Genomic DNA, 11,866 nt, shown 5'->3' with positions numbered 1-11,866 from the left:
ATAAATCGTTAACCCCTTTGCGTACTTTAATAAAAGAAAAAATGTTGCATAATGTTGTGACATTTTCTATGGGTAAATATTGGAGCTGTCGAATTCACAACTTGCCTCTTGTACAAGAGGCTGACATCATATATATCCATTGGATTAATGGCGGTTTTTTAACTGTTAAAGAAATAGAAAGCATACTTAAGTTAGGGAAACCGACTTTTATTTTCCTTCATGATATGTGGCTGTTGACAGGTGGTTGTCACTATGCCTTTTCTTGTCAAAAATATTACTCGTTATGCAATGAGTGTCCTACTATAAATAGAACTAGTGTGAAATGGATATGTAAATATGTATTTAAGAATAAAGAAAGATTGAAGAATTATAGTAATCTTCATCTTATATCTCCAAGTCATTGGATGGATGATTGCGTAGGAAAAAGTGCTTTATTCCATCATGTTGATAGGATGATTATTCCAAATTTGCTTAATACTGTTAGATTTAGTCCGATAGATAAAATCGTAGCCCGTCAATTATTACAGCTTCCTTTAAATACTCAACTAATTTTATTTGCAGCAGATTCAGGAACACAAAATCCATATAAAGGATGGCCTCTTTTAAAGAAAGCACTAGGTAGAATGTCTGGGTCAAACATGGCAATAGTGGTGCTTGGAAACTTTCTTTGTCCTGACGAAATTTCTTCTTTTCCATTTGTGTCTTATTCTATGGGGAAAATATCTGATGAGTACTCTTTGACATTGTTATATAATGCAGTTGATGTTTATGTAACATCTTCTTTGGCTGAATCATTTGGACAAACCATAATAGAAGCGCAAGCGTGTGGTACCATTCCTGTGGGGTTCGATTTGGGAGGAATCCCTGATATTATAGAACATGAGAAAACTGGATATCTAGCAAAAGAAAAAGATATTGAAGATTTGAAAGATGGAATTCTTTGGGCATTAAGTCATTCTGAGGATGAAGCAATAAAGAAGAATATGATTGACTCTGTTTCAAATAAGTTTTCATATAAAATAGTGACAGAGCAGCATATGAGAAAATGGAATATGATAAAATGAGATATAGATGAATTTATCTAAAGAAACAGATACTTTGATTTCAGTTGTGACAGTGTCATATAACGCTGTTTCAACTATTGAACAGACTATCCTTTCCGTTATTAATCAGACTTATCCGAATGTTGAGTATATTATTATTGATGGAGGAAGTACAGATGGAACAGTGGACATTATCAAGAAATATGCGGATAAAATCGCTTATTGGGTGAGTGAACCAGATAAGGGGATTTATGATGCGATGAATAAAGGAGGGCTTAAGACTACAGGTGATTTTATTCAGTTTCTTAATGCTGGGGATTGGTTGGAGAATGAACATGTCATAGAAAAAATATTTAAAGATTGGTTTAAAAGGGTGGATGTAATTTATGGTGATATGATTATTCGTCGTAGTGATGGGGTGTATTATGCAAAAGCTCAAGATTTGTCACATTTTGAAAATGACTTTCCTTTGTTTCATCCTTCGACGTTTATAGCTAGATCTGTATTTGTTAGTCATTTATTTGATGTATCCTATAGGATTTCAGCAGATTTTAAACTTCTACGCGATGTCTATTATGAGCATGGCAAATTCTTATATCTTCCTTTTGTTTTTACTAATTTTGATGCTATATATGGACTTTCTTCGTCAGAATGTGCCTTAGAAATACTTAGGGAACGAGGAAGGATTTATGGTAAGGATAAAACGGTAGGATGGAAATTTATATATATGATTTACAGCGTGAATTTAAAGATTAAATCCTTGTTGAAACAGATTTTGAAATTTTGTAGTTCATCTTGTTATCAAAGAGTAATAAAGATGCGTGTTCCAAATCATTTAGAGAGAATTTCATGATACATTCTTTGATTTTATCTGATAGAAGGAATAATCAATATAAAACCTTGGGTATATTGATATTCATAATATATCCTGTATTGTCATTTCCGTTCATTCTGAAAGGTATTTTAAAAAGGGAAAGATGGGCTTATTTGTTAGGTGCTATTTTTATGGGGTACATGGGGATGTTATATCCTCCGGCAGGAGATATGTATAGATATGCTGAAGACTTTAATTTATATAAAGAACTAGATTGGGAATATTTCTGGATTTTTATGGCATTGAAATTTGATTATTTCTTGCCGCTACTTTCATGGATATTGGGTAAATTGGGTGCATATCCAGAATCGACACGATTTCTGTTTGTGGCATGTTCTTACTATCTGTTATTGGATTTGTACCATGATATAACATTGTCAAATAAGGGTATGACTAGGCGGACTAGAGTTTATTCTCTTATATTACTTGTCCCTTTAACCTTTTCAATTTATCTCTTTCGAATGGGTTTTGCCCAAACTGTTTTAGTCTATGGAATTTATTGGTTTCTAATAAAAAATAGAAAGAAAGGGCTTTTCTTTATAATATTTGCCGTCCTTATTCATATCAGTTATATGCCTTTTGTTTTTATTGCGATAGCTAGTAGATATAAGATATTTAATTTTTCAACCAATGTATTTTGCTGTCTTTGTTTCCTTTTGGTTTTAATAGAGTCATCATCATTAGGTGTAACTCTTTTGCGTTCCCTTCCTTTTTCGGAATCTTTGTTGGCTCATCTCGAAGAGTATATTTCTGGAAGTCAATCGAAAGATTTAAGTTCTCAATTTACTGTAAAACAATTAATTGCAAAATACTTCTTTAATATTGTTTACTATATAACTTTATATCAATATTATATATTCTATAAATCAAATCCACAACCATTGAAGATTAAACGGTTTATGAATATATTCATTCTCATTATTATTATGAGTTCTTCTGTACCTATACTGCATGACCGTTTACTTGATGTCTTAAAGGTATTTTTGATATTATCGTCACTATGTTTCATAAATAATTCGTTGAGAATGCAAAGACTTTTACGAATAGTAGTGGTATTTATGATAATTAATACATTGTTTGCTTTTTGGCAATTACGATTTTTTTTGAGATTTAGCCAGTTTGATATTTTATTTAAATCTTCTTCGGTACAATTGGTTGATTTTCATTATACGGATAAATGGATTTCTAAGAATATAGATGAAGAAGGACATCTTATAAAATGGCTGAAATTAGGATATAGACCTTTATGAATAATAAGAATTTGAAAATAGCTTTTTTTTTGCCTACTTTGAATATAGGGGGTATTGAACGTGTTTTTATCACTTATGCAAATTATTTGACGGAAAAAGAATATGATATTGATTTTGTTCTATGTAAAAAGGAAGGCAAATTACTTTCTCTTTTAAATTCAAGCATAAAATTATATGATTTGGGTAATATGCAATTAAGATATTCTTTTTTCAAGTTAAGGCAATATATGAAAAAGATCCAACCTAATGTTATTATTAGCGGTGGAGATTTCCCGAATTTGATACTTATTATATCTTCTTTGGGTTTAAAAAATAGGCCTAAGATTATTATATCTCAGCATAATTATTACAATGTGGAGACAAAGCGATTGGGGTGGTGGGCACATAGTACATGTTTTTTGATGAGGACTTTTTATCCTAAAGCTAATAAGATTATAGCTGTATCTGATGGAATTTATGAATTTTTGACTAATAAGATATATATATCTACTGATAAAATAATGAAACTTCCGAATCCAATTGATGTAAAAGATATAAAGGAAAAAAGTCTGAAATTATTAGATATAACATTACCTGATAAATATATTTTATTTATTGGGCGATTAAGTTATGTGAAGAATCTATTTCTTTTATTGGATGCGTTTGAAAGAGGAAAGTTAGACGATAATTATTTAGTAATAGTAGGTGACGGAGAAATGAAGGATGCATTAATAGAAAAAACTAAGAAAATGAATAAGGTAGATAAAATTATGTTCTTAGGTGAGATAGAAAATCCATTGCCGATATTGAAAAGATCTCAATTGTTGGTATTGCCTTCTTTTTCAGAAGCTTATCCAACAATTTTATTAGAAGCCCTTTGTCTATATATCCCTGTTTTATCTACTCCTACTAAAGGGGCAAAAGAAATATTAAATAATATGGCCGGGACATATATTTCAAATGATTATTATAATATAGAAGAATTTGCTAAACTTATGGAAAATGGTGTGAAAGAAAAGCTTGACCCCCAGCTTGTTGATAGAAAAATTAGTTTAAATTTTATTGATGTTATTGGTTTTAGAATTCAATATGAAATAATAGAAAATTAGTAAATAATGAATGTTCTAGTAGATTTTACTCAAATACCGATTCAAAAGGTAGGAGTAGGTGTATATGCGAAGGAAACATTTAGAATACCTAATAAAGATGTAAATGAATTATTTTTTTTATTGCAAGATGATGATAATGATTTAAGAAATGCTTTTTTAGGATCTAAGATTATTCTAGTAAAATCTAAATTCTTTAGGATTTTTTTCTTTAGATTCTTATTAGAACAGTTTTATATTCCATTCTTATGTTGCAAATATAGGATAAATATTTTACATAGTCTTCATTATAGTTTTCCTATATTCTTATTTAAAGTAAAAAGAATCGTTACTATTCATGATCTTACCTTTTTTATACATCCGGATGTTCACACATTTATAAAGCGATATTATTTTAGACTATTTATAAAGTTGGCATGTAAATATGCTGATCGGCTCATTTGCGTATCAGGGTCAACTAAAAGAGATTTGGAGAGGATATGTACAAAAATATCAGCTTCAATTGATGTTGTACCTTTGTCATGTTCTCCTAAGATACAAGTTGAAGAACAAGAATTAGAATTAGTGAAGAGGAAATTTGGTGTAGGATCCCACTATATGTTGTTTATAGGAACATTGGAGCCTAGAAAGAATATTCTTAATTTAATAAATGGATTTTATGAGTTTAATAGAAAGAATAAAGGATATAATTTGGTTATAGTAGGGAAAAAGGGGTGGTTTTATGAGTCAATATTTAAATTAGTCGAAAAGTTAAATTTGGAAGGGAATGTTATTTTTACGGGATTTGTTACTACAAAAGAAAAATTTATATTATTGTCTGGAGCGCATTCTTTCATTTATCCATCGATTTATGAGGGATTTGGTCTGCCTGTTTTAGAAGCTATAACTTATGGTGTACCAACTATTACCAGTAAGTTGTCATCATTGCCTGAAGTTGCAGGAAATGCAGCGCTTTATATAGATCCTTATAATGTTCAGAATATAGCCGAAATTATAGAGACTGTGAATTGTGATGAAGAAATAAGAAGAAGGTTAATTTTAAATTCTGAAAAACAAAAATTAAAATATAGTTGGGAAAAAACAGCTTATTTGACCTATTCTGTGTATAATAGATGTGGAAATATTTAGTTAGATGTCTGTACTTTTTAATCATATTATTTAATAAATATAAGTCAGAGCTACGATGAAAAAGCATGCATACCTTATAATAGCCCACAATAATTGGAAAATATTAGAAAGGCTATTAATTCTATTAGATGATAATAGAAATGATATTTATTTACATATAGATCGCAAGTCTGATCTCATAAACTTCTCAAATAACGTCCATAATGCAAATCTTTCTGTTTTTCATGAAATAGATGTTAGGTGGGGGGACGTTTCCCAGATACAAGTTGAACTTCTCCTTTTTAATGCTGCATATTGCAAAGGAAGCTATTCTTATTACCATCTGATAAGTGGTAGTGATTTACCAATAAAGGACCAGGATGAAATTCATGCTTTTTTTGATGGTCATTATCCTGCTGAATTTATTGGTTTTTCATTAGGAATGACATGTGATAATCGTATTAACAAGATTCATATTTTCCCAAGGTATCAAAGAATAAAAAACAGATGTGCAAACAGAGTGTTGCATTTACTCCGTTTTTTTTGTATTTTCTTGCAAAATATTTTGAATTATAATCATTATGAGCTGAATGATAAACTCATAATGGGACCCAATTGGGTGAGTGTCACAGACAAGGCTGTGGGTTTGATACTGTCAAAAAAGAGTATAATAATGAAACAATACCGATTTTCTTCTTGTGCCGATGAAGTCTATAAACAGACTATTATAGGAAATTCTCTTTTATTTGATTATGTATATGACAAAAATGATGATTATAAGGGATGCATGAGATATATAGATTGGACTAAAGGCAATCCATATATATTTCGTTCTGCGGATTTTGAGCAATTAATGTCCTCAGATAGAATGTTTGCAAGAAAATTTGATGAGGGAATAGACTTTGATATAGTTGAAAGGATATTTGAAGCATTGAATAAAAGAAAAAGATAACCCTAAAATAGGATCTAGCATTTTTAACATATTAATATAAAAATGATTACAGCAGCGGTTGTTACATTTCATACGTCTCGTAAGGATTTAGTTCGCTTGATGGATTGCGTCTTACAATCTTCGATAGACAAGTTTTTTATTATAGATAACTCAACAAATGATGCTTTGCGTGAATTTGCATCAGCATCGGAACGGATTGCTTATATTCATAGCGACAATCTAGGGTTCGGAAGTGGGCACAATGTTGCCATTAATCGAGCAATAGACTTAGGCAGCGATTATCACATCATAATCAATCCGGATATTTACTGGGATGGAAATATAGTAGAAGAGCTAGCGCAATTTATGAATGAAAATAAGGATTGTGGGCTACTCATGCCCAAAATTCTATATCCGAATGGGGAGATTCAGTATTTATGTAAGTTACTTCCTACTCCGTTAGATTTGTTTGGAAGAAGATTCATTCCATTCAAGGCTTTTCAAGAAAAGCGTGATGCATGGTATGAAATGCATTGGAGTGGATATGACAAGGTAATGGAAGTTCCCTCTTTATCCGGCTGTTTTATGTTCATACGAACCGATGTGTTGAAGCAGATAGGTGGCTTTGACAAACGTTTCTTTATGTATGCCGAAGATTTGGACTTATGCCGTAGGGTTGGGGAAGTTACCAGGACAATGTATTATCCTGAGGTCTCAGTCTTTCATGAATATGAGAAAGGTTCGTATAAGAATCGAAAGTTATTGAAGTATCATATTTGTTCTGTTATTAAGTATTTCAATAAATGGGGGTGGGTTATTGACCGGAAGAGAAAAAAGAGGAATGCCCATTGTCTGAAGCTTACCGAATACCTCCGAAACTAAACATTACATCATGCTAAACATTGTATTGATTTTCCTCGGCTTCCTTATAGCCGTGGCTCTTGCCCGTATCATCATCCCCCGTATTCTAATCATCTCCCTCCGCAAGCGGCTGTTCGACACGCCGGATGCGCGTAAGGTACACAAGAAGCCGGTGTCCCGTCTGGGCGGAGTCTCTTTCTTTCCTGCCGTCCTGTTTACCGTCACTTTCCTGATAGGAGTCTGTGACATGACGGGATGGGTCCCATTGGTGAACGTTTCCCGGTATTGGGCGCAGGCGTTGCTCCTATGTTCGGGGCTGACACTGCTATTCATTGTGGGCATTGCGGACGACCTGATCGGGGTGCGTTACCGTCAGAAGTTTCTGGTACAGTTGGTCGCCGCCGCCATGTTTCCGCTGGCCGGTCTGTATATCAATGATTTCTATGGGCTGTTGGGCATACACTATGTCTCCTCCTTCATCGGCGTTCCGCTGACGTTGCTGCTGGTGGTCTTCATCACCAACGCCGTCAATTTGATAGACGGCATCGATGGTCTGGCATCGGGGCTGAGCATGGTGGCGCTGTCGGTCTTCGGGACATTGGCTGTCATTGATGGCAGGTGGATGAGTGCGTTACTCGCCTTTGCCACAGTGGGGGTACTGCTGCCGTTCTTCTTTTATAACGTGTTCGGCAATGCGGACAGGGGGCGTAAAATTTTTATGGGGGATACGGGAAGCCTTACCCTAGGCTATATCCTGAGTTTCCTGGCGGTGCAGTACACCATGAACACGTATGAGGCGGGCATCAATTACGAGGGTGCCATGCTGATAGCCTTCAGTGTGCTGCTGGTTCCTTGTCTGGATGTGGTGAGGGTGGTGCTGGGCCGTGTGCGCCGTGGCAGGGATCCTTTCATGCCGGACAAGACGCATATCCACCACAAGTTTCTGGCCATGGGCTTTACGCCCCGGCGTGCGATGATTTCTATCCTCTGCATCTCGCTCCTGCTCTGTCTGGCCAATATGGCCTTGGTCAGTTATTTGGACAATACGCTGCTGCTCCTCTGCGATGTGGTGGTGTGGACGGTGATGAACCTCTATATGGACAAGGTGATTCTGCGGCATAATAAATCGAAGATATGATAATCCCTTCTTTTCGTCTTTATCACTTTGCGGTGAAACTTATTTGGAAACGTATGCTGGTGCTTACCCTGTTGTTTTGGCTAGGTGTGACAGGAGTGTATTATGTGGTGAATAGTGCGGCCGTGTGGCATGAATACGGCTGGTGGTTGCCCTTGATGGTGGCCGGTACTTATTTCCTCTTTATGGATGTAAAACTGATGTTGATGATGATGCGGCACGAAGAAAAGAAGAAATGGAAGCACTATAAGTTGAATGGTAAAATAAAAGAATAAGAGGAATACCGGAATGAAGATAAAATTAGGGATAGGGGTGTGCTGCTTTTTTTTTTCTGTGAATACGGCAATATCCCAGATAAATTACGGCACGACGGGATTGATGAACCTACCTACTGCGGATATGCAGCGTGACAAGACTTTCCTGGCGGGCGGCAATTGGCTGAACCGCCACGCCACCGTGTCTCGCTGGTGGTATGACACATGGAACTATTATATCAACATTACCATTTTCCCTTGGCTGGAAGCCGGGTATCTGTGTACGGGACACAAGGCCGTTCCCGCTGATTACGGCAATAACTCCGGCTATTGGGTACCGTCTACTTATGGCAAGTTCATCAACCAGGACCGTTCTTTCCATTTTCGTTTACGGTTATGGAAAGAAGGGTGGGGGAAGGAATGGACTCCACAGGTGGTGATTGGGGCTAATGACGGGATAGGCGATTCGGCTAACGGCGGTTCATTGTCCGGTCAATCGGAACAGGGATACGGGAATGGTTTCTGGAACCGTTACTATCTGGCTGTAACCAAGCATTTTTATTTTGAGGATCTCGGCACTTTGGGTACACACGTGTCTTGGATATACAGCAACCGCTTCGACAATAAATTGAATGATCCTGCTATGGGCGCGAACTTTCGTTTCCATTTGAAGGAGGACGGTTCTTGGCTTCATAAGGTAGTGAACGGCATCAACCTGATGGCGGAAGTTGTCCCAGGCTATACAGACGTAAAAGAGGACTTGACATTTAATCCTGATGGAGCGAAGTATCAGGTAAATGTGGGCATGGAATACGGTTTTTGGAAAGATTATATCAATGCCGTAGTAGAATTGAACCGTTGCAAATACTTTTCATGCGGTATCTTTTTCAAAGTACATTTGAAATAAAAACACAAATATATGTTACATAAAATACCACTTTTCTTTTTGTTCTTTTTTCTTTTCTCCTCTTCTTTATTGGCGCAGGATAATGAAAAATTTGCCAATATGGCTTGCAGGTTTATTGGCTGTAATCGTTCAGTGCTTCATTGCGAATTGCAACAAAAGCAAATTCTTGTCATCCGGACTTCGGATGGTAAGGAACTGAAATTATTGTGTGTATGGTTTCCGCAAACACGGGGGGACGCGTATGAATTGGATGAAGTAACCGCTTCTTTAAGAGAAAAAGCGGATAATGTGTTGATAGGTTACGGGCAGGCTCCCGGGAATCCGATGTTTTGTTATTGTCTGCCGGCCAAGAAGATATCGAAGAAAATAAAAAAAGGAGAGTGGGAAAAATATAAGATTCCTTTATCGCTGTGTGATTATCGGTTCGGATACACGGCTCTTTCATTTAAAAGAAAAAAAAATAGATAAGTTGCCCTTACCCGATTCGTTCTGAGCCGACTAATCATTGCAGAGTGTTCAGGTTCCCGGCTGCTTTCATGGACTTGCGTTTTATCTTATCCTGCAAGAAGTTGGAATCAAGACCCCAATGCATGCTTTCCATTGACTGGTGACTACGTATCACGGCACCCGGGTGTGACGCCCCAGGAGGCAGCTCGACACATACAGCCTTTTTTTACAGACATGCGTTCCTGTGGATTTTTTCACCGTGTCAGACTCAAATTGCACCACGGTCAGGTTTCCTCCCCATTTTTCTTTGTCTGCGATAAGTTCCATTCCGTCAGACACACGATAAGTCCTCATCTCAATCCTGCCGTGCTCAAGAAGTGCATCTTCCGTGTAAGTTTGCAAGGGCGGCGTGTTTTGATTCTTTCCTCAATCACATAGCGCAACGACCGCCGGTTAGCCTTGAGTTCGATGACAAAATCTCCATTCTTCTCCCTGATTTTGTCGATAATCTCCTTTTGCATGGAGATGGCGTCGGCTGTGACCACATCTCCTGCAATATCCAACTTGTCAAGCAACTGCGGGATTGCTGTTATCTCATTGCTCTTTTCCCGACACGCTTCCGTGATCAATGTGATACCGGCGTTGAACAAATATGCCGGGACTATATCGGGATTACGTCCGTTTTGCAGCAAGGTGCCTCGCATTGCCTTTCCGTCCACGCATATTATATCCCGACCGCTGATGAGTTCCCTGCGGAAGGCATCCATGAAATCCGTCATCCTCTCAGCCATACAAAGCGAATCAATGCCTTTCTCCACACGACAAAGCGTAGGCTCAGAGGGAACGCCGTTCATCAGAAGACCCATTTTACGAAATCGCGTCAGATTGTGCTTGCCGAACTCTACAATCCCGGCGCGTCCGACACATTTTGACGCACGCGCGAGCACGATCAGAATCAGTATGTCATCCAGGCGATGACGGTGGTTGCCTTTGGCTGTTCTTCGGAAATCAGGGACTGACGAGGCAAATTCCATCAGTCGTTCCATGAGGCTCCCTTTAGGGAAAATTCGGTGTTCCTTTTTTTTATGTTATTAAGCAGAAAATGTTGTGAATCAATAAAATATCACTTGTTTTTGCGTGGCAAAAATCAAGGCGGGATGCCAAATAAGACCGTTCCCGCCTCTAAAAAAAATAATAACGATGAAAAAGAAACACCGCAAGCGGTGCTTCGGCATCGCTATGCGCAAAGATAAACATTTTCCCTATAAAATAGAACTATTTCTGAGAATCTAGCCATCTTTTAAATGAAAGAGCCGTGATCTGAAATGATAAAAAAGATTATCCGATTAGGATTTCCGGAATAGATTTTGTTCCTTTGTAAAAAAGGAGGGTTTATGGTTGGAAATATAAGTATAACAGATATGTACATGAGTGTATTGTCTTCACTGAGTGTAGATGAAAAGTTGGATTTGATTGCGAAATTGACGAATTCCATCAGAAATGCACATACAAAAGAGCGAAATATTGAAATGGAAGATCCTTTTGCTTGTTACGAAGGTGATTGGGGCGAAAATATGTCGGCTAAGGAATATGCAGACGATTTACGTAAATCACGTACTTTTATACGTACAGTAGATACTTGGTAAATATGGCCCAATATTTACTTGATACCAATGTCCTTATTTCGATGTTTAGAAATAAAGGAAAAGTCAGAAAACATATTTTGGAAGTAGGATTTCCTAATTGCTATGTGTCTGAAATATCAATAGCGGAACTTTTTTATGGAGCTGCTAAAGGTGGAAGAAAATAAAATTTTGAGGATGTGAATAATGTGCTCAGGCAGTTTGAAGTATTGCCTATTTATTCATGTTTTGAGAATTATGGACACATAAAAGCTTTGTTGGAACGCCAGGGGCAACGGATTGATGCTGTCTCTTATACACATCTCCGAGCCCACGAGACCTAAGGCGAT

14 protein-coding genes are annotated in these 11,866 nt (G+C 36.9%); 13 read left to right on the top strand and 1 reads right to left on the bottom strand.

Annotated elements, in window-relative coordinates:
• The 11 genes from AB5935_RS17815 to AB5935_RS17765 all read left to right on the top strand — a co-directional run.
• A partial coding sequence (locus AB5935_RS17815) for a glycosyltransferase (RefSeq protein WP_368327510.1) occupies window positions 1-1,064 on the top strand: 1,064 nt, incomplete at its 5' end.
• A 7-nt stretch (window positions 1,065-1,071) separates the two neighbouring features.
• Window positions 1,072-1,896, top strand: a complete 825-nt coding sequence (locus AB5935_RS17810; RefSeq protein WP_022186072.1) for a glycosyltransferase family 2 protein — start codon at window positions 1,072-1,074, stop codon at window positions 1,894-1,896.
• Window positions 1,893-3,167: an EpsG family protein gene (locus AB5935_RS17805; RefSeq protein ID WP_022186073.1), complete on the top strand. Its 1,275-nt coding sequence runs from the start codon at window positions 1,893-1,895 to the stop codon at window positions 3,165-3,167. The genes AB5935_RS17810 and AB5935_RS17805 overlap by 4 nt, the downstream gene beginning before the upstream one ends.
• Complete coding sequence (locus tag AB5935_RS17800) at window positions 3,164-4,255, top strand: glycosyltransferase (RefSeq protein WP_038610529.1); 1,092 nt, start codon at window positions 3,164-3,166, stop codon at window positions 4,253-4,255. Before AB5935_RS17805 ends, AB5935_RS17800 begins: the two co-directional genes overlap by 4 nt.
• 6 nt (window positions 4,256-4,261) lie before the next feature.
• Entirely contained in the window at window positions 4,262-5,380 is a 1,119-nt protein-coding gene (locus AB5935_RS17795) for a glycosyltransferase family 4 protein (RefSeq protein WP_022186075.1), read from the top strand.
• Window positions 5,381-5,435: 55 nt separating this feature from the next.
• A complete protein-coding gene (locus tag AB5935_RS17790) occupies window positions 5,436-6,311 on the top strand; it encodes a beta-1,6-N-acetylglucosaminyltransferase (RefSeq protein ID WP_038610525.1) in 876 nt (291 codons plus the stop codon).
• 42 nt (window positions 6,312-6,353) lie between these two features.
• A complete protein-coding gene (locus AB5935_RS17785) occupies window positions 6,354-7,172 on the top strand; it encodes a glycosyltransferase (protein WP_038610522.1) in 819 nt (272 codons plus the stop codon).
• Between the two features lie 10 nt (window positions 7,173-7,182).
• A complete protein-coding gene (locus tag AB5935_RS17780; RefSeq protein ID WP_022186078.1) occupies window positions 7,183-8,289 on the top strand; it encodes an MraY family glycosyltransferase in 1,107 nt (368 codons plus the stop codon).
• A complete protein-coding gene (locus tag AB5935_RS17775) occupies window positions 8,286-8,561 on the top strand; it encodes a hypothetical protein (protein WP_022186079.1) in 276 nt (91 codons plus the stop codon). Before AB5935_RS17780 ends, AB5935_RS17775 begins: the two co-directional genes overlap by 4 nt.
• A 13-nt stretch (window positions 8,562-8,574) precedes the next feature.
• Window positions 8,575-9,447: a YjbH domain-containing protein gene (locus AB5935_RS17770; protein WP_038610519.1), complete on the top strand. Its 873-nt coding sequence runs from the start codon at window positions 8,575-8,577 to the stop codon at window positions 9,445-9,447.
• 12 nt (window positions 9,448-9,459) lie between these two features.
• Window positions 9,460-9,915, top strand: coding sequence for a hypothetical protein (locus tag AB5935_RS17765; RefSeq protein ID WP_038610517.1), 456 nt, complete (start codon window positions 9,460-9,462; stop codon window positions 9,913-9,915).
• A gap of 329 nt (window positions 9,916-10,244) precedes the next feature.
• On the opposite strand, the gene AB5935_RS17760 is transcribed toward AB5935_RS17765, so the two are convergent.
• Entirely contained in the window at window positions 10,245-10,940 is a 696-nt protein-coding gene (locus AB5935_RS17760) for an ISAs1 family transposase (RefSeq protein WP_051926295.1), read from the bottom strand.
• 348 nt (window positions 10,941-11,288) lie between these two features.
• On the opposite strand from AB5935_RS17760, the gene AB5935_RS17755 reads away from it, so the two are divergent.
• Together AB5935_RS17755 and AB5935_RS17750 are read left to right on the top strand one after the other, a co-directional pair.
• Window positions 11,289-11,540, top strand: coding sequence for a hypothetical protein (locus AB5935_RS17755; protein ID WP_051926294.1), 252 nt, complete (start codon window positions 11,289-11,291; stop codon window positions 11,538-11,540).
• Window positions 11,541-11,542: 2 nt separating this feature from the next.
• Window positions 11,543-11,704, top strand: a complete 162-nt coding sequence (locus tag AB5935_RS17750) for a PIN domain-containing protein (protein WP_120053013.1) — start codon at window positions 11,543-11,545, stop codon at window positions 11,702-11,704.
• Window positions 11,705-11,866: the final 162 nt, after the last annotated feature.

It is taken from the genome of Phocaeicola sp. RTP21198st1_B8_RTP21198_201120, assembly GCF_040929485.1.
Classification (GTDB): Bacteria; Bacteroidota; Bacteroidia; order Bacteroidales; family Bacteroidaceae; genus Phocaeicola; species Phocaeicola dorei.
Note: the sequence above shows the minus strand (reverse complement) of the source record. Positions and strands in the feature narration are given on the sequence as shown.